48 protein-coding genes are annotated in these 19532 nt (G+C 60.1%); 47 read left to right on the top strand and 1 reads right to left on the bottom strand.

The window, feature by feature from the left end; genetic code table 11:
- Positions 1–273 precede the first annotated feature (273 nt).
- The 29 genes from ACWF6P_RS18920 (at position 274) to ACWF6P_RS18780 (ending at position 11245) form a co-directional block, all read left to right on the top strand.
- On the top strand, positions 274–1122 hold the full coding sequence (locus ACWF6P_RS18920) for a hypothetical protein (RefSeq protein WP_452622043.1): 849 nt from the start codon (positions 274–276) through the stop codon (positions 1120–1122).
- A complete protein-coding gene (locus ACWF6P_RS18915; protein ID WP_452622042.1) occupies positions 1119–1649 on the top strand; it encodes a hypothetical protein in 531 nt (176 codons plus the stop codon). Before ACWF6P_RS18920 ends, ACWF6P_RS18915 begins: the two co-directional genes overlap by 4 nt.
- Positions 1650–1784: 135 nt before the next feature.
- On the top strand, positions 1785–2141 hold the full coding sequence (locus tag ACWF6P_RS18910) for a hypothetical protein (RefSeq protein WP_452622041.1): 357 nt from the start codon (positions 1785–1787) through the stop codon (positions 2139–2141).
- Entirely contained in the window at positions 2138–2347 is a 210-nt protein-coding gene (locus tag ACWF6P_RS18905; RefSeq protein WP_452622040.1) for an FDXHR family putative zinc-binding protein, read from the top strand. The genes ACWF6P_RS18910 and ACWF6P_RS18905 overlap by 4 nt, the downstream gene beginning before the upstream one ends.
- Entirely contained in the window at positions 2344–2550 is a 207-nt protein-coding gene (locus ACWF6P_RS18900) for a hypothetical protein (protein WP_452622039.1), read from the top strand. Before ACWF6P_RS18905 ends, ACWF6P_RS18900 begins: the two co-directional genes overlap by 4 nt.
- A 56-nt stretch (positions 2551–2606) precedes the next feature.
- Positions 2607–2912 (top strand): DUF6197 family protein, encoded by a 306-nt coding sequence (locus ACWF6P_RS18895; RefSeq protein WP_452622038.1) that lies wholly within the window; start codon positions 2607–2609, stop codon positions 2910–2912.
- The gene (locus ACWF6P_RS18890) at positions 2909–3532 is read left to right on the top strand and encodes a hypothetical protein (RefSeq protein ID WP_452622037.1); all 624 of its coding nucleotides are present in this window, start codon (positions 2909–2911) and stop codon (positions 3530–3532) included. Before ACWF6P_RS18895 ends, ACWF6P_RS18890 begins: the two co-directional genes overlap by 4 nt.
- Entirely contained in the window at positions 3529–3939 is a 411-nt protein-coding gene (locus tag ACWF6P_RS18885; protein WP_452622036.1) for a DUF4326 domain-containing protein, read from the top strand. Before ACWF6P_RS18890 ends, ACWF6P_RS18885 begins: the two co-directional genes overlap by 4 nt.
- Complete coding sequence (locus ACWF6P_RS18880) at positions 3936–4190, top strand: hypothetical protein (protein ID WP_452622035.1); 255 nt, start codon at positions 3936–3938, stop codon at positions 4188–4190. The genes ACWF6P_RS18885 and ACWF6P_RS18880 overlap by 4 nt, the downstream gene beginning before the upstream one ends.
- Positions 4191–4201: 11 nt before the next feature.
- Positions 4202–4507, top strand: a complete 306-nt coding sequence (locus ACWF6P_RS18875; RefSeq protein ID WP_452622034.1) for a WhiB family transcriptional regulator — start codon at positions 4202–4204, stop codon at positions 4505–4507.
- A complete protein-coding gene (locus tag ACWF6P_RS18870) occupies positions 4504–5091 on the top strand; it encodes an HNH endonuclease signature motif containing protein (protein WP_452622033.1) in 588 nt (195 codons plus the stop codon). Before ACWF6P_RS18875 ends, ACWF6P_RS18870 begins: the two co-directional genes overlap by 4 nt.
- Positions 5013–5525, top strand: a complete 513-nt coding sequence (locus ACWF6P_RS18865) for a hypothetical protein (RefSeq protein ID WP_452622086.1) — start codon at positions 5013–5015, stop codon at positions 5523–5525. Before ACWF6P_RS18870 ends, ACWF6P_RS18865 begins: the two co-directional genes overlap by 79 nt.
- The gene (locus tag ACWF6P_RS18860; protein WP_452622032.1) at positions 5522–5866 is read left to right on the top strand and encodes a hypothetical protein; all 345 of its coding nucleotides are present in this window, start codon (positions 5522–5524) and stop codon (positions 5864–5866) included. Before ACWF6P_RS18865 ends, ACWF6P_RS18860 begins: the two co-directional genes overlap by 4 nt.
- Before the next feature lie 158 nt (positions 5867–6024).
- Complete coding sequence (locus ACWF6P_RS18855; protein WP_452622031.1) at positions 6025–6552, top strand: hypothetical protein; 528 nt, start codon at positions 6025–6027, stop codon at positions 6550–6552.
- Positions 6553–6554: 2 nt separating this feature from the next.
- Complete coding sequence (locus ACWF6P_RS18850; protein WP_452622030.1) at positions 6555–6770, top strand: hypothetical protein; 216 nt, start codon at positions 6555–6557, stop codon at positions 6768–6770.
- Positions 6767–7159, top strand: a complete 393-nt coding sequence (locus ACWF6P_RS18845) for a hypothetical protein (protein WP_452622029.1) — start codon at positions 6767–6769, stop codon at positions 7157–7159. The genes ACWF6P_RS18850 and ACWF6P_RS18845 overlap by 4 nt, the downstream gene beginning before the upstream one ends.
- Entirely contained in the window at positions 7156–7371 is a 216-nt protein-coding gene (locus ACWF6P_RS18840) for a hypothetical protein (protein WP_452622028.1), read from the top strand. Before ACWF6P_RS18845 ends, ACWF6P_RS18840 begins: the two co-directional genes overlap by 4 nt.
- A complete protein-coding gene (locus ACWF6P_RS18835) occupies positions 7368–7832 on the top strand; it encodes a hypothetical protein (protein WP_452622027.1) in 465 nt (154 codons plus the stop codon). Before ACWF6P_RS18840 ends, ACWF6P_RS18835 begins: the two co-directional genes overlap by 4 nt.
- The gene (locus tag ACWF6P_RS18830; protein WP_452622026.1) at positions 7829–8017 is read left to right on the top strand and encodes a hypothetical protein; all 189 of its coding nucleotides are present in this window, start codon (positions 7829–7831) and stop codon (positions 8015–8017) included. The genes ACWF6P_RS18835 and ACWF6P_RS18830 overlap by 4 nt, the downstream gene beginning before the upstream one ends.
- Entirely contained in the window at positions 8010–8201 is a 192-nt protein-coding gene (locus ACWF6P_RS18825) for a hypothetical protein (RefSeq protein WP_452622025.1), read from the top strand. Before ACWF6P_RS18830 ends, ACWF6P_RS18825 begins: the two co-directional genes overlap by 8 nt.
- Complete coding sequence (locus tag ACWF6P_RS18820) at positions 8198–8599, top strand: hypothetical protein (protein WP_452622024.1); 402 nt, start codon at positions 8198–8200, stop codon at positions 8597–8599. The genes ACWF6P_RS18825 and ACWF6P_RS18820 overlap by 4 nt, the downstream gene beginning before the upstream one ends.
- Positions 8596–8838: a hypothetical protein gene (locus ACWF6P_RS18815; RefSeq protein ID WP_452622023.1), complete on the top strand. Its 243-nt coding sequence runs from the start codon at positions 8596–8598 to the stop codon at positions 8836–8838. Before ACWF6P_RS18820 ends, ACWF6P_RS18815 begins: the two co-directional genes overlap by 4 nt.
- A 2-nt stretch (positions 8839–8840) precedes the next feature.
- A complete protein-coding gene (locus ACWF6P_RS18810; protein ID WP_452622022.1) occupies positions 8841–9056 on the top strand; it encodes a hypothetical protein in 216 nt (71 codons plus the stop codon).
- 89 nt (positions 9057–9145) lie between these two features.
- Entirely contained in the window at positions 9146–9550 is a 405-nt protein-coding gene (locus ACWF6P_RS18805) for a hypothetical protein (protein ID WP_452622021.1), read from the top strand.
- A gap of 187 nt (positions 9551–9737) precedes the next feature.
- On the top strand, positions 9738–9971 hold the full coding sequence (locus tag ACWF6P_RS18800) for a hypothetical protein (protein WP_221742327.1): 234 nt from the start codon (positions 9738–9740) through the stop codon (positions 9969–9971).
- Positions 9968–10273 (top strand): hypothetical protein, encoded by a 306-nt coding sequence (locus ACWF6P_RS18795; RefSeq protein ID WP_452622020.1) that lies wholly within the window; start codon positions 9968–9970, stop codon positions 10271–10273. The genes ACWF6P_RS18800 and ACWF6P_RS18795 overlap by 4 nt, the downstream gene beginning before the upstream one ends.
- Positions 10273–10461: a hypothetical protein gene (locus ACWF6P_RS18790; protein ID WP_452622019.1), complete on the top strand. Its 189-nt coding sequence runs from the start codon at positions 10273–10275 to the stop codon at positions 10459–10461. The genes ACWF6P_RS18795 and ACWF6P_RS18790 overlap by 1 nt, the downstream gene beginning before the upstream one ends.
- Entirely contained in the window at positions 10458–10775 is a 318-nt protein-coding gene (locus tag ACWF6P_RS18785; RefSeq protein WP_452622018.1) for a hypothetical protein, read from the top strand. The genes ACWF6P_RS18790 and ACWF6P_RS18785 overlap by 4 nt, the downstream gene beginning before the upstream one ends.
- 2 nt (positions 10776–10777) lie before the next feature.
- Entirely contained in the window at positions 10778–11245 is a 468-nt protein-coding gene (locus ACWF6P_RS18780) for a single-stranded DNA-binding protein (RefSeq protein WP_452622017.1), read from the top strand.
- Between the two features lie 302 nt (positions 11246–11547).
- Here the strand turns inward: ACWF6P_RS18780 and ACWF6P_RS18775 are convergent, their stop codons facing one another.
- On the bottom strand, positions 11548–12210 hold the full coding sequence (locus ACWF6P_RS18775; RefSeq protein WP_452622016.1) for a serine recombinase: 663 nt from the start codon (positions 12208–12210) through the stop codon (positions 11548–11550).
- A gap of 87 nt (positions 12211–12297) precedes the next feature.
- Here ACWF6P_RS18775 and ACWF6P_RS18770 point away from each other — a divergent pair, with 87 nt between their 5' ends.
- From ACWF6P_RS18770 to ACWF6P_RS18685, 18 genes are all read left to right on the top strand, one after another.
- Positions 12298–12588: a hypothetical protein gene (locus tag ACWF6P_RS18770; protein ID WP_452622015.1), complete on the top strand. Its 291-nt coding sequence runs from the start codon at positions 12298–12300 to the stop codon at positions 12586–12588.
- Positions 12585–13115, top strand: coding sequence for a hypothetical protein (locus ACWF6P_RS18765; RefSeq protein ID WP_452622014.1), 531 nt, complete (start codon positions 12585–12587; stop codon positions 13113–13115). Before ACWF6P_RS18770 ends, ACWF6P_RS18765 begins: the two co-directional genes overlap by 4 nt.
- Before the next feature lie 74 nt (positions 13116–13189).
- Positions 13190–13639: a hypothetical protein gene (locus tag ACWF6P_RS18760; RefSeq protein ID WP_452622013.1), complete on the top strand. Its 450-nt coding sequence runs from the start codon at positions 13190–13192 to the stop codon at positions 13637–13639.
- Positions 13636–13965: a hypothetical protein gene (locus ACWF6P_RS18755; protein ID WP_452622012.1), complete on the top strand. Its 330-nt coding sequence runs from the start codon at positions 13636–13638 to the stop codon at positions 13963–13965. Before ACWF6P_RS18760 ends, ACWF6P_RS18755 begins: the two co-directional genes overlap by 4 nt.
- Complete coding sequence (locus ACWF6P_RS18750) at positions 13962–14606, top strand: hypothetical protein (protein WP_452622011.1); 645 nt, start codon at positions 13962–13964, stop codon at positions 14604–14606. Before ACWF6P_RS18755 ends, ACWF6P_RS18750 begins: the two co-directional genes overlap by 4 nt.
- 82 nt (positions 14607–14688) lie before the next feature.
- Positions 14689–15147: a WhiB family transcriptional regulator gene (locus ACWF6P_RS18745; RefSeq protein ID WP_452622010.1), complete on the top strand. Its 459-nt coding sequence runs from the start codon at positions 14689–14691 to the stop codon at positions 15145–15147.
- A gap of 8 nt (positions 15148–15155) precedes the next feature.
- Positions 15156–15323 carry a hypothetical protein gene (locus ACWF6P_RS18740; protein ID WP_452622009.1) on the top strand — a complete coding sequence of 56 codons (168 nt, stop codon included), beginning with the start codon at positions 15156–15158 and terminating at the stop codon, positions 15321–15323.
- Positions 15323–15568 carry a hypothetical protein gene (locus ACWF6P_RS18735; protein ID WP_452622008.1) on the top strand — a complete coding sequence of 82 codons (246 nt, stop codon included), beginning with the start codon at positions 15323–15325 and terminating at the stop codon, positions 15566–15568. Before ACWF6P_RS18740 ends, ACWF6P_RS18735 begins: the two co-directional genes overlap by 1 nt.
- Positions 15568–15864, top strand: coding sequence for a hypothetical protein (locus tag ACWF6P_RS18730; RefSeq protein ID WP_452622007.1), 297 nt, complete (start codon positions 15568–15570; stop codon positions 15862–15864). The genes ACWF6P_RS18735 and ACWF6P_RS18730 overlap by 1 nt, the downstream gene beginning before the upstream one ends.
- Positions 15861–16070 (top strand): hypothetical protein, encoded by a 210-nt coding sequence (locus ACWF6P_RS18725; RefSeq protein ID WP_452622006.1) that lies wholly within the window; start codon positions 15861–15863, stop codon positions 16068–16070. Before ACWF6P_RS18730 ends, ACWF6P_RS18725 begins: the two co-directional genes overlap by 4 nt.
- On the top strand, positions 16067–16240 hold the full coding sequence (locus ACWF6P_RS18720; RefSeq protein WP_452622005.1) for a hypothetical protein: 174 nt from the start codon (positions 16067–16069) through the stop codon (positions 16238–16240). Before ACWF6P_RS18725 ends, ACWF6P_RS18720 begins: the two co-directional genes overlap by 4 nt.
- Positions 16237–16407 (top strand): hypothetical protein, encoded by a 171-nt coding sequence (locus ACWF6P_RS18715; RefSeq protein WP_452622004.1) that lies wholly within the window; start codon positions 16237–16239, stop codon positions 16405–16407. Before ACWF6P_RS18720 ends, ACWF6P_RS18715 begins: the two co-directional genes overlap by 4 nt.
- The gene (locus ACWF6P_RS18710; protein WP_452622003.1) at positions 16404–16799 is read left to right on the top strand and encodes a hypothetical protein; all 396 of its coding nucleotides are present in this window, start codon (positions 16404–16406) and stop codon (positions 16797–16799) included. The genes ACWF6P_RS18715 and ACWF6P_RS18710 overlap by 4 nt, the downstream gene beginning before the upstream one ends.
- A gap of 168 nt (positions 16800–16967) precedes the next feature.
- Positions 16968–17318: a hypothetical protein gene (locus ACWF6P_RS18705; protein WP_452622002.1), complete on the top strand. Its 351-nt coding sequence runs from the start codon at positions 16968–16970 to the stop codon at positions 17316–17318.
- Positions 17308–17754: a DUF6378 domain-containing protein gene (locus ACWF6P_RS18700; RefSeq protein ID WP_452622001.1), complete on the top strand. Its 447-nt coding sequence runs from the start codon at positions 17308–17310 to the stop codon at positions 17752–17754. The genes ACWF6P_RS18705 and ACWF6P_RS18700 overlap by 11 nt, the downstream gene beginning before the upstream one ends.
- Complete coding sequence (locus ACWF6P_RS18695; RefSeq protein WP_452622000.1) at positions 17751–17987, top strand: hypothetical protein; 237 nt, start codon at positions 17751–17753, stop codon at positions 17985–17987. The genes ACWF6P_RS18700 and ACWF6P_RS18695 overlap by 4 nt, the downstream gene beginning before the upstream one ends.
- A 29-nt stretch (positions 17988–18016) precedes the next feature.
- Positions 18017–19201 carry a hypothetical protein gene (locus tag ACWF6P_RS18690; RefSeq protein ID WP_452621999.1) on the top strand — a complete coding sequence of 395 codons (1185 nt, stop codon included), beginning with the start codon at positions 18017–18019 and terminating at the stop codon, positions 19199–19201.
- Positions 19201–19458: a hypothetical protein gene (locus ACWF6P_RS18685; protein WP_452621998.1), complete on the top strand. Its 258-nt coding sequence runs from the start codon at positions 19201–19203 to the stop codon at positions 19456–19458. The genes ACWF6P_RS18690 and ACWF6P_RS18685 overlap by 1 nt, the downstream gene beginning before the upstream one ends.
- The last annotated feature ends 74 nt before the right edge of the window (positions 19459–19532 follow it).

Genomic DNA, 19532 nt, shown 5'->3' with positions numbered 1-19532 from the left:
GCCACCTGGGAAATGTGTGCGCACGGATGCCAAGGCATCGGGCAAGACGTAACCGGCTACATCACCGCCCAAATCTGCGACCAGCACGCAGAACTCGCACGCCGGATCCCCGCACCGATGCTGTGCCGGGAATGCGGGAAACCGTTCACCCACTGGGAAGACTACTTCCGGTACCTCCGCCGACTCTAACCCCTCGGTGTGGCGGTCCGGATGCCAGACCAGACCGCCACACCACCCCCGCAAAACTCGTAGGAACCAACCACCGAGGTAGATGTGAAGTACGTAAATCTGTCGACGACCTACTACATGGATCAGGCTGTGCAGCAGCTCTCGCCGAACGGTGAGCGGTTCCTCCTTCGCGCACTCGCCTACTGTGGCAACGCCGAAAACCGTGGAACCTTCACGCATTCTGATGCGAAAATGCTCGGAATTCCTGGCGTAAAGTCGCGCATATCTGAACTAGTTTCTGCCGGTATTTTGCGCGAAAATTCGGACGAAACTTTGACGTTCACGACGTGGGATAAGTGGCAAGAAAGTGGCAACAAGCTGCTAGAACGCCAAGAACGCGACCGTGAACGTAAGCGAAAAGTCCGCGGACAATCCACTGGACTGTCCGCGGAAAATCCACCCCTAGAGGAGAGAAGAGAAGAGAAAAGAGTAATTACTGACGTAATTACTCCCTCTACTCCCGACGCCGAACCGAAGCTCGACCTAGCCGTCGCCCCTGAACCGAAGCCGACGCGCAAGCGCGCGGAACGTGGAACCAGAATGAAATCCGACTGGTGGCCCACCGACGAAGACGCGGCGAAGATCAAACCCGACGTCCCAGACGTAGACCTCCGAGCCGAAACGACAATCTTCGTCGACTACTGGCTCGGCACCTCAGGCGCCAAGGGCATCAAGCAAGACTGGACCGCCACATGGCGGAACTGGATGCGACGCAAACAGTCCGATATCGACGAGCGAACCGTACGGACCGCGCCGACCCGGAACCTCCCTGCCCAATACGGCACCCCAGCCGCAACGTCCCCCGGCGTCGGCAAACCCACCATCAAAGCCATGGGCTGGCAACAAGCCGGCCAAGACCTCATCCGAGAAATGCGCGAAGGGCAAGCATCGTGAACATCAACGCCTCAGAGAGAACCATCGTTGCCGTAGCCGCAGCACTCGGCCGCGCAGCACTCTTCGACGACAAAATCACCGCCGACGACAAAGCACGCATCGCAGCCTGGTCAGAAGCACTGGACCCCTTCGGAATTGACCAAGCGACCATGCTCAACGCAGTCACCGCCTACTACCGCGACCCACGCGACCGATCCATCACAGTCGGTGAACTCACCCGCATTGCGAGAGACATTCGGCAAGTCGAAGCGACCTCCGAATCCCTTGCCGCACTGGAAGAACGCAACCTCCGCAACGATATCAAAAACGGACTGGAGCCACCCTCCGCGCTCACCGAACTCCAGGCCGCGCCACCCAAAGTGCGGGGTTCCGAGAGCGAGACCTTCCAGTACTTCCGCAGAAGCCAGCGCGGTGGAGAGCCAGCACAGGCATTCGTCGGCACAGGAAACACCAACCGGCCGAAGGTCACCGAAACGGAATCCATGCGGAAAGCGGCGCAGATCGTTGCAGAGTTCCGTTTAGCCTGAATTTGGGGGTGAACGTAGGAGTGGTGAACATTCGGCCCGCAAATCGATTCTGACGGTTTCGGCAGGCCGATACGCACCGAATCAGGTTCCAGTCCGTCACCGTTCGAACCAGCCGTGAAAGCGAGCAACGTAGGCATGCCGATCAGACCCGAAAATCGACATAGGTACCCGAAAGACTGGAAAGCCATCTCCCAACGCATCCGATTCGACCGAGCTCAAGGTCGATGCGAATGTGCTGGCGAATGCGGTCGAAACACCCATGAGGGCCGCTGTCCGAACGTCCACGGTGGGGCTGCGTACGGCACCGGTTCGCGGGTCATTCTGACGACAGCGCATTTGAATCACATGCCGGAAGACTGTGGTGACGGCAACCTGAGAGCGATGTGTCAGGGCTGTCATTTGCATTACGACCGGGAGCATCATGCGGAGACTCGTCGGGCGACGTTGGATGCGGAGCGTGCGCAGTTCGCGTTGTGGGGTGATGTGGCGTGACTGTGTGTCGTGATTGTGGTGCGAAGTGGTTCGGGTTGCGTGTGTGTCATTGTGCCGCTTGCCATGTGCGGTTTGAGACGCCGGCCGCGTTCGATGCGCATCGGGTTCGGGGGAAGTGTCCGCCGCCTATTGCTAAGTGCGTATCGGTACGCATACGATCATCGTGTCGGATGCCAGTCCGGCCAACTCGAAAGGAACCAACATGAACGACACCGCACTCCTCGCGAAGATCGAGGACGTTAGGGCTGTGCGAGATCGGTTTACTGCCAGCGCGAAACGCGCATCAAGTGAAGGTCGCGTCGACGATGTAGCCCGCGCCCTGAAGCTAGCGCAGGAAAGCTCCAAGGAACTCGTGCAGCTCCACTCGGAGCGCATCGCGCGCGGCCTCGAAATCCCTGCCAACGCTTAACCATCCGGGTTGGGGTGTCTGCCAGGGCACCCCAACCTCTCGAAAGGGAACCAACCATGTCTGAAGTATCGAACGTGCTCAACCATGCCGCCGACCTCCTCGAACACGACGGATGGACACAAGGAATGCTCCGCAACTACGCCACCGGATGTAGGTGTGCCCTCGGAGCGCTCAACGACGCCACCAACGACTGCCTGAAAGGGCCAGCGGTGCGCGGTTCATCGAAGGTTTGGCGGGCAGCGGAAGACGCGCTCCGGTCTGAAATCGCTTGCGTCAACATCCCCATCTGGAACGACACCCCTGGCCGCACCGCGACAGAAGTCATTGCAGCACTACGCAACGCAGCAAAGGACGCAGCATGACACGCTACGCAACGCCCAAAGAAGTGTTCGACCGCGACACCACCGAACATGAAATGACGATCCTTCACGATGACGGCGTGTACCGGCACGTTCGGTTCGCTCGGCCCGGAACCTCGATGATGCACTGGGATCTCGTCACCTGGCCGGGGCACCTGTGCATCGACGGTGACCTCGACTCGTTCACGTTCTCCCGTGAGCACGACATGTTCGGGTTCTTCGCGATGGACCGCGGGCGGATCAACCCGCATTACTGGGCGGAGAAGATCACCAACCGCAGTGTCCAGACCCGCGTCTACGAGCCCGACAAGGCCAAGGCTCGGATAGTCGAGGCTTTCCTCGAACAGCGCCACTGGATGTCGGACCCGGCCGGCCCTGCCTGGCGGTCACTACGCGAAGAGGTGCTCGACGAGTTCACCCTCGGTGACGAGTCCCTGACCCGCGATGCGCTCGCACGGTGGAGTTTCACCGACGTGGACTCGTCAGAAAGGTGGGAGTTCTCCGACACGTGGGAGTGGGATCTCCGCGAGTGGGACTACCACTACCTGATGGCCTGCTACGCGATCGCGTGGGGCATCCAGAAGTACCGGGCAGCAGCGGCGGACAAGTTGGTGGCAGCATGAGTGGCCCGAAACGTATCCAGCGCAAGCGAACCAAAGGCTGGAAGATGCCCGAGAACACGGTGTACGTCGGGCGGCCGAGCCGGTGGGGAAACCCGTTCGTAGTCAGCGAGTACTTCGTCAACCGCGGCCCGTGGGCTGACTGCCCCTATCGTGCAGCGGCCCCAGCGCGAGAGCGAGAAGCGTTGACCGGATGGGGCCAAGCGTACCGCGAGGTCGTTGCTCCGGTCGCGAACAGGGCGCACGCCGTCGACCTGTTCCGCGCCCACATCGCTTACGAGGACATCGACTGGGACCCGAAGATTATCCGCGCCGAACTAGCGGGCAAGGATCTCGCCTGCTGGTGCCCGCTCGATCAACCGTGCCACGCAGACGTGCTCCTCGAAATTGCCAACGGCGGTGAAGCATGAACGCCGTCGTGCTAGTCGAAACCCAGATCCGCGAGTGGGCTGCCGAGAACGCCCTCGAAGACGAAGCGTATCAACGCAACCAGCAGACCGCCGACGACTTCCCACCCGGAACCAGCGTGCTCCTGACCGGCGACTGCCGACGCTGGACCGTCGACACCCGATACCTGAACGGCGACATCACACTCGTACGACTTCCACACCACCTCTACGTCACCGCCGACCAACTCTGGCGCATCGACCCCACCCGATAGGACCACCCCACATGACCAACAACACCTGGCGGCAACTCGCCAAATGCCGCAACAAACCCGCCTACCAATACGAAACCCGCAACCTCCCCACCGCACCCACCCTCCGCGCAGAAGCAGCCGAACGAGCCTGCCAAGGATGCCCATCCCAACGCGGATGCGGACTCGCCGCACTCGAAAACACCCCAATCGGAATGGTCATGTGCGGCATCGCATTCCCTGACCACCCCGCCAGCGTCACCAACGCCCGAAACCGCGTCGCCCTCAAACTCGGAATCCCCATGCCCACCGCCCGAACCAAACAGCAGGCAGCCGCATGAAAGGACCAAAGCCTCACCCGCGGAAGCCCTGCGGAACCTGCGGGCAACCAGTCAAAAGAGCTGCAGCCAAGTACTGCACACGTGAATGCATGCACAAGAGCCAGATCGGTCGAAAGAACCCCGTAAAAGTCACGGATCCCATGACGCACATCCTCGCCCGAGTTCGCAAGGATGACAACGGATGCTGGAATTGGCTGAATGTCCCAACCAGTGAGGGATACGGCGAAGTCAACCTGACGATACTCGGCAGGAAACGTCTAGTTCACACCGTGACCTACGAGCTGTCGATAGGGCCGGTCCCGGACGGACTTGAGCTTGACCACCTATGCCGAAACCGACTGTGCTGCAATCCGGATCATCTTGAGCCGGTGACGCATACCGAGAACATACGCCGCGGCGAGATGGAGCCAAAGAAGCAGGAGTGGTTCGCCTCTCGAACTCACTGCAAGAACGGTCACGAGTACGCGGCTGAGAACACCGCTCGCCGGGTCGACGGTCGCCGCCGATGCCGAACCTGTCTACACGCGAGCTACCTACGGTCGCGGGACAAGAACATCAAGCATGCGCAACCGGTAGCGGCATGATGGTGGCACTCGGGATCGGCATAGCCCTCGCGATTGCCGCCCTCATCGTCGGGTGGCTGTGCCGCACCGACATCCGAAACAGAATCAACGAAGCTGCCGAACACGGAATCAGATTCGCGACCTTCAACCCGTACGCGCCAACGATCGCGGATGCTCGGAAACTGTTGGCCTCGGCTGAGTTCGAAGCGTGGACGCATTGCCCTAACTGTGGTCGGTACGCCGTCCACCAATGGCGGGAGCCCGCGAGGACACGAGAAGCCATCATGCGCGCCTACGACGACTTCGACGAGGAACGGGCCGGCAAGCCTAGTCGATACGGTTTGCCGTGGCAACGTGAACCCGGCCGCTCACTGAAGATGTCGTTCCCGTCCGCCGAATGGCTGTTCTCGGTGATCCGGGTCTGTGAATGCGGCAAGGAATGGGGGCAGCGATGACCAACCGTGTTCCGTGGCAGTGGCATCCGGACATGGAGACCGAAGAGTCGCGTCGCGCAGTGAGGGAACTCGTTGCGCGACGCGGTGTACCCGATCCGCACGACCCGGAGTTCCTGCTGTGCCTCGACAAAGTCGACATCATCAGCCGCTACCAACTCCTCCTGCAGCAGACGAACGCCCGCGAGCAGTCCGACAGGCTGCACCACGACCGCGAACTCCGCCGACTCCGTGAAACCGTCGAACACGCCGGCCGATGGTGGAATCACTGCCTCGCGCTGCGGCACAAGAAACGAAAGACAGCGAACCTCGCAGATATGATGCGTACCGATACGCAAAAGTGATACGCTCACGATGCTTGCCAGAGCACCCGGAAGGAACCACGATGACCGACAGCGAAACCAATGCAGCCTGACATCGAAGAAATCCAGGCCCGCAACCAAATCCACACTTATTTGCACCGTCTGTGCCAGCAGACCAACACCGAACTAAGGAACCAACAATGAGCGTCCGCGAATACCTGCCGAACACCAGCACACGACTCGCGATGGTGGCCCTCGACGATCAGCGTCCGTTTCGCGCCTACTGGCCGATGCGCATTACCCAAATCATCGGCGGAAAAACTTGGTCATTGTCTGTAATCAATCACCGCGCAACGCAGCTCGTGAAAGCCGATCCCGCCGAGGAGGAGACGAAAGCGGAGCGTTGCCCGTCTGAGATTGAGGGCTGGGGATGCTCGCTGACGAACGGTCACGACGGCGATCACACTGCACACGACCAGGACGGACCGGCTTACGTATGGCCAGCCTCCTCGCCGGTTGTCCCTGCCCCCACCGAAACCGAGTGGCAGACGTTAGATGCCGTGCCCGCCGACGTGCACACCGTATGGGACATGTCAGGTGACGAGTACCGGCGACGCAAGAACGGCGGCTGGAAGTTCCGTTACCGCGGCGGCAAGTGGCAGAAGATCACCCTCCCGCTAGCCGACTTCGACAATTACGCCCCGTTCGTTGCGGCCGAGGAGAGGTGAGCATGAGCAGAATCATCGACGACATCCAGTCCGCACGCGACAAGCTGCCTCTACCCCTTCCGATCGACTTCGTTCACCGTCACGTCGAAGCCGCCCGCAAAGCCACGCACGAGAGCACCGACGACGGACTCTACAAGCGCGACAGTCTGGTTCGTGCCGCAGCTGAATTGATCGTCGCACTCGAAATCCTGGACCGAGCAGACGAGGAACGGCGATGAGCGGCGTGACAGGGGTGGATGTTGAGCACACGAAAGCGCTGGAGGCAGCAGCAACACCAGGGCCTTGGGTTGCTCGACCTTCCCCGATGGGTGCGATGCTCCCGGATGAAGTGTTCGCGTCCGGCGAATCATTCGGCCGGAATGTTCCCGCCGAGTGTCACCAGCGGGAGGATGCGGAGTTCATTGCTCACGCTCGGACTGCGGTACCCGCCCTGGTTGCGGCTGTCGAGCGAGTCCAAGCGCAAGTCGACAAGGCCCTCGAAATCCTCGAAGAGTACGACATTTCCGAAGAAGAAGACTTCCATCAGTGCGCGCCTGAAGACCGCTGGCGGCTGTATCGCGACCTCACTGCCGCACTCAAGCCCGAAGCATTGGAGACAAAGCCATGAGCGAGAAGACATTCAATCTCCCGGAATCTCCCGAAGGCAGTGGCGTCTGGACTTCACCCATGTCCACAGTCGTTGCGGCAGGCGGGTCCGATGGCGCCGAGGTTCTACTCGTGAGCACGCTATGGGGCGATCAGTTCTATCCGGCCGCAGATGTCCGCGAGTTCGCGTTGGCTCTGCTTGCCGCCACTGATGCGGCCGAGGTGTCGTCGTGACCGCGCCTGATCCGGGGTTGACCGACCTCATCGCAGCGGAGATCAAGAAATTCCTGATCAACAGGTCCTGGGGCATATCAACTTCCGAAACCGAGGTCCGCGCATTCGGCAATGGCCAGATCAACGTGACCGAACTTGCTGACGCTCTCACCTCCGTGGTGGAGCAGCATGTCAACGGGCGGATGGCGGCGGTCGAAGCGGAGCTGGCTGAGGCGGAGGATGACAAGTTCTATGCCCGAGTCGAGTTGAACGCCGACATGCAGTGGAAAGTCCGCGCCGAGAAGGCTGAGGCCGCAGTCGCCAGAGTGGAGAACGCGTTACCGAACATCGAAGGCATCAACCCCGCCAGTTGCGACTACGACAAAGGCTGGGACCGGGGACAGCAGATCCTCACCGAATACATCCAGTCAGCAATCACCGGCGACGACAGCCCCGCAGCTTTGGAAGGGGAACAGCAATGAGCGCACTGGCAAGTATCGGAGTGGCGGCAGGAATGTGCATCTTCATGACCGCCACAATGTTCGTCGCCCTGAGGATCGCAGTAGGAGACGCGGACAGATTCAGGGAGATGCTCAAAGACGCCTGGAACGACAGACCTCGGCCATTCAGGAATCCCGGCCACTTCAAAAGGAACAACCATGAGTGAGACCTACGGCCCAGTACACAAATGGTTCGCATGGAGGCCGGTCGACACCAACGACCAGGGCTGGAAGTGGCTACGCACCGTCTATCGACGCCGCACCTACCTCGACATCGCAGACCATCCCGCACAGCGATTCTGGGACTACTCGATGACAGTCAGGGCCAAGCCTTCTGAGGAGTCGTTGTGAGTGGGATCCGATCACAGGCCACACCCGCGAGGGACGAACTGGCCGCGGCAATCAAGGGATACGGCAAGTCATTCCTGGGCGAATGCGAAGAAGTGGACCTAGCGAAGATCGAGCACTCGTTCGACTGCATGGCTGACGGACTCGCGGACTACCTGACGGAAGACGCTGGTTGGTCGAGGCCTCGCACGGTGAACAGCGCAGAGTTGGATGCGTTACCTGTGGAGTCCGTCATCGCCATCGACGGATACCCGAAGGCGTACTTCAAGCAGACAAGCACCCTCTGCTGGGCACCAGTCGGCAGGACAACACCTTCCTGCCTGACCTCCCGTGGACTGCTCGGCGGAGATCTCCCATCCCGCACTGCCCGCGTCCTCTTCACTCCGGGGGAAGCGGGATGAGCGAACCAACCCTCATGCAGATCTGCGAATACGGATGGCAACAACCAGACGGCACCATCGACTGGACCGAAACAATCCGCCGCCCCGACACCAGCGCCAACCGCACCCGAATCCTCAACCGCGACAGCACACACCCCACAGGTGCGGACGGCTGGAAGATCGTGCCAACAGGACCAAGCGGCTACATGTCCCGCATCCGATGGGACGACATCCGACTCTACGCAAAGGAACACCAGTGACTATGGATCTACGTACTGCGGCGACAATCGAGCTGGCGGCGTCGGATGCGAATCAGGAGGCCACCACGGTGGGGGAGCGGGCCGCGCTCACACGACTCGAAGCCGTCGCGGCGCGCGCGCTCAACGCCGGCGACCCCGACCAAGTCAGGGAAGCGCAATCGTTGGCGCGGATGGAACGCACCTACCGGCAACACGAACTGAGACTCGCTAACCGTTGACTAATGCGTATTGGTACGCAATACTTGGGGTGTCACTTGCCAGAGTGGCACCCCACTTTTGGAACCAACCACCTCGTGAAAGAGGAAACATGACAACAGCACTCAGGCATCCGCAGTTGGATCAGAAGGAACGCGCAGCGCTCGAATCATTGGGTGTCCCGCTCGACGACTCCGGACTGACCATCGAAATCACCCGCGGTGACGAATGGTTCGACGCGACACCCGCCCACGACGAAACCAACCAGCCGATCCATTGGACCGCAAGCATCCCCATCCTCGCATCCGAACCCCTCGGACGATGGTCCCACTACGCGCTTGAACACGGACCCGACGAAGAAACCACCGTCGTAATGTTCAACGACTCAGGAACATTGGACGACCTCGGGGACTGGTTCGACCAGCTCGACACGGAATGGCCGAACATTCACACCGACACCGGCATCAGCCTCAACATTTGCGGGTGGGCACTCTGGGCAGCAGGACACCTCGCATGACCGCTGATGGTGGAAACACCTACCTGGTCGCATCGTCCGCGCTGATCGAGTGCCACGACTGCTCTTGCCACATCAGCCCACCTTGCGGCGAATGCGTCAACTGCAAAGTCTGCAACCCCTGCTGGGCCTGCGACGAGATCCACGACGGACCACGAAACGACGACTGCCCGAAGGCTGTGACTGCATCATGATCCTCACCGAGTTCGACCTTGCCGAGCTGATCGACGACGCCCTACTGCAGGAACAGGAACCCGTCGACATTGCACGCGCAATCCTAGCTGGCGGCGTGAAACTCGCTGAGGCGCCGCGTGAAACACACAAGTGCACCGACTTCTGGAACCTCACCAACGACGCATACGGCGACTACAAAGCCTGCGTCGAATGCGGCCACCAAACCAACCCCCAAGGCGGAGAACTATGACCCCCGACGAGCACTACGCCCGCGCCGAAGAACTCCTCTCTCACGCAGTGATCGACGAATGCGCAGAACGGTACTTCCAGGACCGAGACTTCCTTGTCGCACAGGCTCAGGTTCACGCGACACTCGCCGCCGTCCACAACACACGCAAGCTCGACGAAGCGAACGCAGCGCTCGACAAGATTGCCGAGTACGCCACGCCCGATGATGCTCCCGGATGGTCCGACGCTGACGGACTCCTCGAATCCATCTGCAACACCATCGAATCCACCGGCCGCACCATCAACTACGAAGGCGACTACTGATGGCGACCTACCATGCCGTGCTGAATCAATCAGTCAGTGCAGTAATCGATGTCGAAGCCGACAACCTGGACGACGCCATCGACAAAGCGTATGCCGACGCGCCGAGCAGCCTCTGCCACCACTGCGCGGACAAAGTCGAAATGAGCAACGGCTGGGAAATCTACGACGTAGAGGAAGTGAAGCCATGACCGATGCGTTGACTGATCGCATCGAGAAAGCCTGGGAGGCAACCCCTAAAGGCGACTATGACGACCAGATGGCAGACCTCACCCAGGTAGCCATCCGCGAAGCTACTGCCTATTTCCTGCCCCGTGCCTGGACTGTCGAAGAGTTGCGAGCGTTACCAGTTGGGACTCGCATGGCCGACGCTGACGGATCGACCTGGGTCCAAACCGGCCACGGATTCGAGATCCCACAAATAGTCGGCCAACGCCTCGACGGCGCTGGCGTACTCGCCGAATACCCACCCCAACACATCACACACCTACCCGAGGAGAACTGACCATGGCCGGAGACACCATCATCACCGTGATCGGCAACCTGACCGCCGATCCGGAACTGCGCTACACGCCCGCCGGCGCCGCAGTCGCTAACTTCACCGTCGCGAGTACTCCGCGCACGTTCGATCGGAACTCGAACGAGTGGAAGGACGGCGATGCACTGTTCATGCGCTGCAACATCTGGAAGGAAGCAGCGGAGAATGTCGCCGAATCCCTGACCCGCGGCAGTCGGGTGATCGTGTCCGGACGGCTGAAGCAGAGAAGTTACGAGACTCGTGAGGGTGAGAAGCGGACCGTCGTGGAACTCGAAGTCGACGAGATCGGCCCTTCACTGAAGTACGCCACCGCCAAGGTCAACAAAGCCAACCGCAACGGTGGCGGGCAGCAGCGGTCCCAACAGAGCGGCGACGACCCGTGGGGCGCATCGCCTCAGTCCGGGAACTTCGGCGGCACCGAGGAACCACCCTTCTGACCGCGAAAAGTAGGTACCTATCCGGGTCAATCTGCCGATGTCACCACGCTGACGCATCCGCATCCTGGATAGGTACTTGCTCGGATGATCGGAGGTGATTCTGATGATGTCTTTAGAGGATCAGCTGGACAGCTGTGAATTCTTGCTCGCTGACGCGGAGTCGGCAGGCAGCGGTGATGCTGTCCGGAGATTCAAGGAGCATCGTCTGAACCTGGTTCAACAGCTAGCCAGGGTAAGGGCCGCCGGTCTCGCCGCCTAAGTACGACAGCCGGGTCGCGTATTGCGGCCCGGCTGTTTTCCATTCAACCCAACGACTGAATAGCGGACACCGCGAGCTGCGTCGCCTGCTGACCAACTGTCGTCCCGAAAGCGAGCGTGAACGCGCCGATAGCGCTGGCCAGCAGCGCCTGCAGCTTCAACTTGTTCACTTCGGGCTCCGGCGCAGCTCCGCGAAGACCCGCGGCGATCCGCCTGGCCTCATCCGCATTCGCAGGCCCGGACTCTGCGTGAGCTTCCAATGCGTCCGCGACCTCAAGGATCTTCTCGGTCTTCTGATCGACCGTGATCGTCTGCGTGAAGTCCGAGCTGTTCACGGCGTTATTCGACGGGCCGTGGTTATTGAAGGTGTTGTTGTACACGACGCCTGAAGTGTTGGCGGGTTCAGTGCGACCAGGACGGATAGTCGTACCACGCTCGGCCCAATCCTCCCCTTCTGCAGTTATTTGCGCACGCGATAGCTGGCCGTTCGAACGGTGTTGACCGTTCACCAGTCGCTTTTCAAATAGATATGTGGTCGCGTCGCGAATTTCGTCGGTCGTAATCGGCTCAGCTCGCCAGTCGGCGGCAGATTCCACGTCGGAAGCTTCGACGGTCATGTTCTCACCACGTCCGTTCGCCTTTTCGGTGTACATCCACAGCAACACGGCATCGCGAATATTCCACATACGATCGACTGCCTCGGTCATTCAGTTCCTCCTGTGATTGGTCCAGCGACCAGAACAACAGTACTGGCAGCAACCGACAAGCAAAGTCCGGATTGTCCGACTCGATGAATGCTGCCGGAACATATGATCTCTGGGGCTTCGGTGGTCGAGGCTGAAGGAGGCGTTGAATTGTCAGATCAGCAGACTTACACGGTGAAGGCGAAGTACATCAGAAAAGATGGCGTCGGCCGTCGACTGCTGGTGTCTCTGCCCGGGGCCACGGAAGTGTGGGGGAGGATCACGCGGATAAAGTCAAACCCGGAACGGCCAAACATCTTCGATGTCACCTATGAAACAAGTGACGCACCGACGAACTTCCTGATTTTGAACGATGACGAGGAAGTCACCCTTCTCGGATGATCAATTGGTGGCGGGAAATCTGGCAGACAGCGACACTTGAACAAGCCACGCTGATGGCGGGGCTGATTACCTTCGGTGGTGGACTACTGGCATTCCTCGGTGTCATCGCCACTATCCTTGTTACCGCCCGACACTCGAAACGCGCGCTCGCTGAACAACGCAGGCGGGAAGCAGACGCAGTAAAGCGAGATGTGCTGATCGGTGCCGCAGAAGCGGTTGCCGACCTCCATCACAAGATGGTCCGGTCAGTCATCGGATTCAAGTCAGCTGACGCCGAGGACCAAGCGCTCGCCCGTCGCGAGATGAGATCCGCACATGACCAATTTGATGTGATCACTATGAAGCTGCTCATGTTCGGATTCGACAAGGCGAGTGGGAAGGTCATCGATCTCAACGAAGCGATAGATTCCTGGGTCGCGGCAACTGTCAACCGTTCGGACCCGGAGGATCACACAGGCGCGGCTGTGTACGCCACGATCGCGGACACTCTTGACATGGTGACGGTTTCGCTCAAGTCGCTCGAATAAGTCAGCCACACAGAGTAAGCCCGCGAAATCTACGGATCCCGTTATCCGTAGAATCGCGGGCTTACTGTTTTTCTATGACTGATACCTGTTGTGCTGAAGCCACTTTGGATACCGTCTTCCGGCCCCACGAGGTTCTGTTCCACGCGTTGGACACCCTCGAAGACCTCGGGATCCTGACCCTGCACTCCGACCATGACGTGGCCGCCGCGCGACTCCTCGCAGCAATAGACGATGCTGGCGCAACCGTCACTGCGTACGAAGACGAGGAAGAGTCGCTGCCTGGCATCGTCGACGAAGTGTGGCCGTTCGTGGTCGGCCTGGTGCTGCGTGTGCCTGATGAGGTGGTCAACCGAATCAATGAGCGTGTCGACGCGAAGATCGCCGCCGACGAGGAAGCCCGCAAGGCCGCCACCGAGGTGTGCCCGTTTCTGATTCCGTTCATCAAGTCTGACCCATGGTGGAAGGACGGCGAAACGTACGAGCTTGGCGGCGTGCAGTTCACGGTTGTTCGGGGTGGCAAGTGAAGGCGCGGGTCGCTGCAGTCGCAGCCATCGCCGCACTCGCCCTCACGTTGCCGGCATGCTCGTCGATGAATCAGCAGTGGCATCACAACTGCGTGGTCGAACAGAAAGAGCGCCTGATCCGAGACGGCTCATCCGCGGATAAGCGGGTGTACACGTCGTGCGGTTCGTTCGTTGTGAACGATTCCATTGCAGGAGGTTTCAGTTCGCAGGATCGATACAACCAGCTCGTCGAAGGCCGCATGTATGACCTGCAGACCGGCGACTACCGTATCGGCATCCTGTCGAACTTCCCGAACATCATCGACGTGAACGAGGTGACGAAGTGAGCGTAGACCTGAGAATTCAGAAGGTGGCGGCGGAACTGCAGAATTCGCGGCTGGCTGCGACGAACGGCTTAGAGGTTAAGGCCTTGCGCCGTGCGGTAACGGAGCTGGCGAAGATCGTCGAAACGCTACTGCCAGAACCTGAACCGACACCGGACCCTGTGGACGCAATGTGCAAGCAGGTGGACGATCGGGTTCAGCCGAAGGTTCACTACTGGGAGCGCGGCCCATGGTGGCAGGCGCAGGGTTCCGGTTCGACTGTTGGTGCACGGGTGACGGAATCGCATGTGAACGTGCAGCATCCGACAGTGGCGCGGATCAAGTTCGCGGACGGCGGTGTTGTTGGCCCGTCGACTGCCGCCGCCCCTGGGGTGTCGGAGGCAACGAGGTTCGGGGCGCTGGTCGGAGAACTGACGTTGCGCCACAACGCCGAGCTGGCGAACAAGAACGACCAGATCGCGAATCTCGAAACACGGATCTTCAATCAGCGTCGCGAGCTTGCCGTGTTGAACGGGAAGCAGTCGGAGAACACGCAAGTGATGGGTTGGCTGGCTGCGATCGCCAATGCCGACAAGGACGTGGAAGCTGGTTTGGCTGCAGGGAAAGCGTTGTCGGAGTTCGCTCAAACCTTGCGCGCCGCTTAGAAACCCGTATGGGGTGTCGATTTGTGTGTGTCGACACCGCATATGTGTGCGTATCGGTACGCAATAGGTTAAAGTCACATGCATGTCATTCCGACAAGAAACTTGGCGAAACCAAGCCCCCTGCAAAGGTGTTGACGGTTTCGTACGCGAGGACGGGCAGGAATGGCCGAAAGCTTCGGCTCTGATGCTTTGCGATTCCTGCCCGTTCATCCGTGAATGCGCAACCACAGCACTCACTTCCGGCAGCACACTCGACGCGATCGCCACAACACCCGCCGACGACGTAATCGCAGCCGGAGTGGTTTGCGCTGGCGATGACAGAACCGCCCGAGCACTACGGGCGGTCATCGAAGAACGCGAATACAAACCACGACAGTCGATCCCGGACAACTGCAAGGTCTGCACGCGGCAACTCTGCTCCCAGAAAACCGCGCCAGACAAGTACGTTGCCCCGCATCACTCCAACGGGATCTGCACCCTCTGCTACCAGAAACACCGCTACCACCAAGCCCGCACCGCTGGAATGCCAGCACTCTTCTAGGAGAACCTGTGATCAATCCCAAGACTCGCGGTGACGCCATTCTCGCGACGATGCAAGCCGCACGCGCATACCGCGACGGCACCGCTGCAACCGACTACAGCCAGTTCGACGAAGCGCACGCCGTCATCGAACGCTTGCAGGCAGACGGATACCTCACCGAACTGGAGGCGAAGTAGTGGCTCTGAGAATGGAATACGTCACCGACAGTGGCCCGCACACGCTCGCGGACCTTCGCGACCTCGTCAACGAAACATCCGACTGGAACGCGAACACTATCGTGAAAGTGGAGCGCGTGCCCAGCGGAAAGTCCTACGCGGCAGACGGCTCGCAGTTGAAAGTCCTGAAAGGGCACGAGGTTCAGCGCGGATCGACTGACCCCCGCGACAATCCGGCGTCCTACTACTCGAACGGCGAACACTGATGAACATTGCTTTCGATGATCCGGCCGAGTTCAGCCCCGACAAGCCGCGCGCATGGGATCCGAACCACCCCAGCCTCAACCCAGTCGGTGCGCCCCACGAAACCGGCGGCGCGCTCCGCATGCAACGCAACGGATTCAACGGCGAAGCGATCGCTGCAACGCTCGGAACCAGCCGACTTGGCATCAAACGAACTGATGTCGTCGACCTCTTGAATTCCGCAGTGAACGGCGAAGAACAAGCGCAATTCGAGAACCGGCCCGTCCACTGCGAAACCATCCCCGAGGACTACACATGAACGCTCCCAAGTTGTTGGCCGTGGCCGCAATCGGCTGTGCGCTGATTCTCACCGGTTGCGCGGGAACGGACAGCGAAGGCAACGAGACGCCCCACAGTGTCAGTTCGCACTACGTCGACCTCGTGGATGGCCGAAAGGTTCTGTGTGTCTGGGAGAAGAGCGGCTACGCAGGTGGCCCGTCCTGCGATTGGGGGAGCGCCAAATGATCGCATCGGAGCTCAGTCGAGGGCATCGTGGGCAGATGTTGGTGTGGAACCGGCGCCGATACCTGATCAAAGACATTCAGCACGTCGGGAACTCACACGTTCGGGTGGTCGTCGGCAACGGACTCACCATCAGCTACGCGCCGTCCGACGAAGTGACAGTCGAACCATGAGAAACGACCGCAGCCCTGCATTCTGGATGACCGGCGCGCTCAGCCTTTCATTGATGATCTTCCCTGTGGGGCTGCTCGCCGCTGGTATCGGTTGGCCGTGCGGATTGGCGGCCATCTTCATTCTCAGCGTGGGTGTCGGGCACTGCATCAATCGAGCAGAATCATGAGCATTCCGTTCAATCCGGGGTGGACGAAATACGTTGTCCACCTGCCGTACGACAAGCCGCCACTGTCAATGAACGACAGGATGCACTGGGCCGAGAAAGCCCGCATCACAGCAGCAGTGCGGAAGACAGCACAACTGCAAGCGCGATCCCACCGTGTGCCGACCGGGCATGAGTACGTCACTGTCGGTCTGCACTACCGGCCAATCAACAATCGCAAACGTGACGCCGACAACCTCGTCCCCGTCCTCAAAGCATGTTGCGACGGCTTGGTGGACTACGGACTCACCGCCGACGACACCCCCGACCTGATGTCCAAATGGATGCCCGTCATCCATCCCGCCATCAAAGGCGAGAAGGGCCGCATGTGGCTCGAAATCAGCTGGAGGAACTGATGGAACTGTTCGGCTGGATCTTCGCGGCATTCGTGATCGCCATCCTCGCCTACGCGATCTTCAAAGACGACGACTGGGGCGGCGCAGCGTGAGAACCATTCGTTGGCATATCCGTAAGTACGGCACGCGGTGGAGCGTTCAAGTTGTTGCCACGGAAGGAGACGAGTCGTGGCAAGTTCGCCTGAACTGGACCGGGACATGGCAAGCGGCAGTCGAGCGCGTGGATTGGGAGCTTTGCCGGATAGGCAGTTCCACATGGTGACGCCGTTTAAGTCCTCCCGCAGCCTGCGGATGAAACCGAAACCCAAACCGCCGGCGGTCGCGGTGCCGGATCCGCTGCAGCAGTCGGAACCAACTGACTTGCGGTATCTCGACTACGACCGCATCCAGGTCATGCCGGATGGGCGTTACTGCATCGGTGACCCCGACAATCCCGAACTCATTCTCGAACCAGCGCACACCCCCGAACGCGCACCCCAAACCATCGACATCCACGAACGGACACCTCATGCCGACTGATGTTCAGCGAGCAACCACCGACCTACGGCAGCACCCTCACGCGCAGTTCTTCCGCGACAACCCCACCTTCGAACCAATCGAGGAAACGACGCAGAGAAGGGGCATCACTGATGACCCCAGAGCTAAGGGCGGACTGATGGCCGACATAACCGGAATCTACGAGCCGGTGCACACCACACCGAACCCGTTGACCGTTCTCGCTGAAGCCGACAAGATCGTCAACGGGTCACGGCAAATCGACTACGGCACGGGTGAAAAGAACCTGACCAGGATCGCCGCGATGTGGTCGGCCTACCTCGGCACGCACATCTCGCCACGCCAGGTGTCGATGATGATGGTTCTGCTGAAGGTGTCCAGGGATGCGCACAAGGAGAAGCGAGACAACCTCGTGGACCTGGCCGGATACGCGGCGCTTGCGGAGCAGGTGAGCCAGTGAGCCTTGCAGCGACATTGGAACGTGCCGACACTGCTACGTCGTCGATGGAGGTGTGGCTGTCGAAGCAGTCAGCCGAGGAACGCGGCTACTTCGACGAGTACCTGCGCCGGAACCTCGACGATCCTCACGGATGGCCGGTGACGGTTCTGCATGCGGCGTGCCGAGAGCACGGCCTAACCATACGTACGACCGCATTCCGCGACTACTGCCGAAACCGAAAGGCGAACCTTTGAGCCTCGCAGCAACACTCGATACACAGCCTGTGAATAACCCTGTGGGCAAAGGGACAATCGACGTAAGCGCAGACGGCGCCAAAGTGAACAACGTCGTAATCGAAGGCGAACTCAACGGAGACTGGACCCGAGTCTTCGACCTCTTCAACCTCGACGCCACACAATTCGAAGTAGTCGACGACACCGTCCGCATGTCCACCTGGCAGCAGTCAGCACGGGCGAAAGACGGCAGCCGAGACAGCATCCAGCTCTACTCGTACAGTGCACGGTTCCGGCGCGTCACTCGTGACATGATCCCCGCGGCGACGGTCGAATCGTGGCGCAAGGCCCTGCAGTCAGTGAAGGACCGGCCAACCAGGAAGCGGAAGACCGCCACTGTCCTCGCGGCGACGTACACCGTGTTCGTGGCGGATCCGCAGCTTGGGAAGAAGAACACCGAGCAGGCTGTCGAGAACTGGAAGCGCGGTGTCCTCGGGCACGTCGCGGCCATAGAAGCTCTGATCGCACAGGGCCGCAAGCCGTCCGGTATTCACGTCGCGTTCATGGGCGACGAGACGGAGGGAGTGTGCAACAACTACGGTAACCAGCCGCACACGATCGAACTGAACATGTCCAGGCAGTTGGAACTCGACTATGACATGAGGGTGTGGACGTTCCGCCAGTTCATCGTGTTCGGTCTGCCGATCAGTGCATCGTCCGTCATTTCGAACCACGGTGAGATGACGCGCAACGGATCGAAGGAACCCGTCACAACGCAAGGCGACAACGCATCCACACACATCGCCCGCCAGGTGCAGAAACTCTTCCAGGAGACTGAACCCTTCGGCGGCCCGCACATCGACTGGACCATCGGTGGTGGCGACCCTGCCGTGTTGGTGAACTTGTCCGGTGTTAATAGCTACTTCTCCCACGGCTACATCGAAAAAGGCAAAGGCGGATCCACCGAGATCCGAACCAAGACGGCCATCGAACGTCAAATCCTCGGGCGGACTGAAACCCTCGGAGCTGTCCCCCTCTATTTCGTTGCTCACTACCACCACTTCTACACCAACGAATTCGAAGGCCGTTCTCTGTTCGGGATGCCGGCACTCGAAGCGGAACGATCCTCGGAGTACATGCTGAATCAGTATGGTGTGTGGTCGCCGCCTGGGATGTTGGGAATGTTGGTGGGGGAGCACACCCGCCGCCGTTGGTCCGATCTGAGTGTCCTGTAGTGGCCGTGAAGTATGTGGTCCGCAAAGAGGGCGACAAGTGGGTGGTCCGTAAGCGCGCCAACTGGTTCCACCGCTACTTCGGGTTGGCCGAGTGGGATATGCGGACCATTCACCAGTGGCAGTTCGATTCGTGGGCTGACGCTTTCGAGGACGCCTTCTGGTGGTGCGAGCAGCAGCGGAATAATCGGACGGACATGGTGCCGATCCACTACTACGAGGGATACATGCGGACGGCGCATCAACTCCCGCAGGGTTGACTTCGGGGAATCTAGCTGTGGGCGTTGACTTCTACGGATCTGTGGATCGGCAGGATTCCACTCATAGGGTTTGT

It is taken from the genome of Rhodococcus sp. NPDC055024, assembly GCF_053608585.1.
Note: the sequence above shows the minus strand (reverse complement) of the source record. Positions and strands in the feature narration are given on the sequence as shown.

What these genes read in the sequence shown, in the direction of transcription:
- ACWF6P_RS18815 (WP_452622023.1), top strand. Translation starts at nt 8,596, where the DNA reads ATGAGCGAACCAACCCTCATGCAGATCTGCGAATACGGATGGCAACAA.
- ACWF6P_RS18700 (WP_452622001.1), top strand. Translation starts at nt 17,308, where the DNA reads ATGCCGACTGATGTTCAGCGAGCAACCACCGACCTACGGCAGCACCCT.
- ACWF6P_RS18895 (WP_452622038.1), top strand. Translation starts at nt 2,607, where the DNA reads ATGTCTGAAGTATCGAACGTGCTCAACCATGCCGCCGACCTCCTCGAA.
- ACWF6P_RS18830 (WP_452622026.1), top strand. Translation starts at nt 7,829, where the DNA reads ATGAGCGCACTGGCAAGTATCGGAGTGGCGGCAGGAATGTGCATCTTC.
- ACWF6P_RS18810 (WP_452622022.1), top strand. Translation starts at nt 8,841, where the DNA reads ATGGATCTACGTACTGCGGCGACAATCGAGCTGGCGGCGTCGGATGCG.
- ACWF6P_RS18790 (WP_452622019.1), top strand. Translation starts at nt 10,273, where the DNA reads ATGGCGACCTACCATGCCGTGCTGAATCAATCAGTCAGTGCAGTAATC.
- ACWF6P_RS18870 (WP_452622033.1), top strand. Translation starts at nt 4,504, where the DNA reads ATGAAAGGACCAAAGCCTCACCCGCGGAAGCCCTGCGGAACCTGCGGG.
- ACWF6P_RS18775 (WP_452622016.1), bottom strand. Translation starts at nt 12,210, where the DNA reads ATGACCGAGGCAGTCGATCGTATGTGGAATATTCGCGATGCCGTGTTG.
- ACWF6P_RS18715 (WP_452622004.1), top strand. Translation starts at nt 16,237, where the DNA reads ATGAGAAACGACCGCAGCCCTGCATTCTGGATGACCGGCGCGCTCAGC.
- ACWF6P_RS18745 (WP_452622010.1), top strand. Translation starts at nt 14,689, where the DNA reads ATGTCATTCCGACAAGAAACTTGGCGAAACCAAGCCCCCTGCAAAGGT.
- ACWF6P_RS18855 (WP_452622031.1), top strand. Translation starts at nt 6,025, where the DNA reads ATGAGCGTCCGCGAATACCTGCCGAACACCAGCACACGACTCGCGATG.
- ACWF6P_RS18875 (WP_452622034.1), top strand. Translation starts at nt 4,202, where the DNA reads ATGACCAACAACACCTGGCGGCAACTCGCCAAATGCCGCAACAAACCC.
- ACWF6P_RS18795 (WP_452622020.1), top strand. Translation starts at nt 9,968, where the DNA reads ATGACCCCCGACGAGCACTACGCCCGCGCCGAAGAACTCCTCTCTCAC.
- ACWF6P_RS18770 (WP_452622015.1), top strand. Translation starts at nt 12,298, where the DNA reads ATGCTGCCGGAACATATGATCTCTGGGGCTTCGGTGGTCGAGGCTGAA.
- ACWF6P_RS18760 (WP_452622013.1), top strand. Translation starts at nt 13,190, where the DNA reads ATGACTGATACCTGTTGTGCTGAAGCCACTTTGGATACCGTCTTCCGG.
- ACWF6P_RS18860 (WP_452622032.1), top strand. Translation starts at nt 5,522, where the DNA reads ATGACCAACCGTGTTCCGTGGCAGTGGCATCCGGACATGGAGACCGAA.
- ACWF6P_RS18710 (WP_452622003.1), top strand. Translation starts at nt 16,404, where the DNA reads ATGAGCATTCCGTTCAATCCGGGGTGGACGAAATACGTTGTCCACCTG.
- ACWF6P_RS18840 (WP_452622028.1), top strand. Translation starts at nt 7,156, where the DNA reads ATGAGCGAGAAGACATTCAATCTCCCGGAATCTCCCGAAGGCAGTGGC.
- ACWF6P_RS18850 (WP_452622030.1), top strand. Translation starts at nt 6,555, where the DNA reads ATGAGCAGAATCATCGACGACATCCAGTCCGCACGCGACAAGCTGCCT.
- ACWF6P_RS18890 (WP_452622037.1), top strand. Translation starts at nt 2,909, where the DNA reads ATGACACGCTACGCAACGCCCAAAGAAGTGTTCGACCGCGACACCACC.
- ACWF6P_RS18900 (WP_452622039.1), top strand. Translation starts at nt 2,344, where the DNA reads ATGAACGACACCGCACTCCTCGCGAAGATCGAGGACGTTAGGGCTGTG.
- ACWF6P_RS18765 (WP_452622014.1), top strand. Translation starts at nt 12,585, where the DNA reads ATGATCAATTGGTGGCGGGAAATCTGGCAGACAGCGACACTTGAACAA.
- ACWF6P_RS18865 (WP_452622086.1), top strand. Translation starts at nt 5,013, where the DNA reads ATGCCGAACCTGTCTACACGCGAGCTACCTACGGTCGCGGGACAAGAA.
- ACWF6P_RS18885 (WP_452622036.1), top strand. Translation starts at nt 3,529, where the DNA reads ATGAGTGGCCCGAAACGTATCCAGCGCAAGCGAACCAAAGGCTGGAAG.
- ACWF6P_RS18805 (WP_452622021.1), top strand. Translation starts at nt 9,146, where the DNA reads ATGACAACAGCACTCAGGCATCCGCAGTTGGATCAGAAGGAACGCGCA.
- ACWF6P_RS18825 (WP_452622025.1), top strand. Translation starts at nt 8,010, where the DNA reads ATGAGTGAGACCTACGGCCCAGTACACAAATGGTTCGCATGGAGGCCG.
- ACWF6P_RS18725 (WP_452622006.1), top strand. Translation starts at nt 15,861, where the DNA reads ATGAACGCTCCCAAGTTGTTGGCCGTGGCCGCAATCGGCTGTGCGCTG.
- ACWF6P_RS18720 (WP_452622005.1), top strand. Translation starts at nt 16,067, where the DNA reads ATGATCGCATCGGAGCTCAGTCGAGGGCATCGTGGGCAGATGTTGGTG.
- ACWF6P_RS18845 (WP_452622029.1), top strand. Translation starts at nt 6,767, where the DNA reads ATGAGCGGCGTGACAGGGGTGGATGTTGAGCACACGAAAGCGCTGGAG.
- ACWF6P_RS18730 (WP_452622007.1), top strand. Translation starts at nt 15,568, where the DNA reads ATGAACATTGCTTTCGATGATCCGGCCGAGTTCAGCCCCGACAAGCCG.
- ACWF6P_RS18780 (WP_452622017.1), top strand. Translation starts at nt 10,778, where the DNA reads ATGGCCGGAGACACCATCATCACCGTGATCGGCAACCTGACCGCCGAT.
- ACWF6P_RS18785 (WP_452622018.1), top strand. Translation starts at nt 10,458, where the DNA reads ATGACCGATGCGTTGACTGATCGCATCGAGAAAGCCTGGGAGGCAACC.
- ACWF6P_RS18800 (WP_221742327.1), top strand. Translation starts at nt 9,738, where the DNA reads ATGATCCTCACCGAGTTCGACCTTGCCGAGCTGATCGACGACGCCCTA.
- ACWF6P_RS18910 (WP_452622041.1), top strand. Translation starts at nt 1,785, where the DNA reads ATGCCGATCAGACCCGAAAATCGACATAGGTACCCGAAAGACTGGAAA.
- ACWF6P_RS18880 (WP_452622035.1), top strand. Translation starts at nt 3,936, where the DNA reads ATGAACGCCGTCGTGCTAGTCGAAACCCAGATCCGCGAGTGGGCTGCC.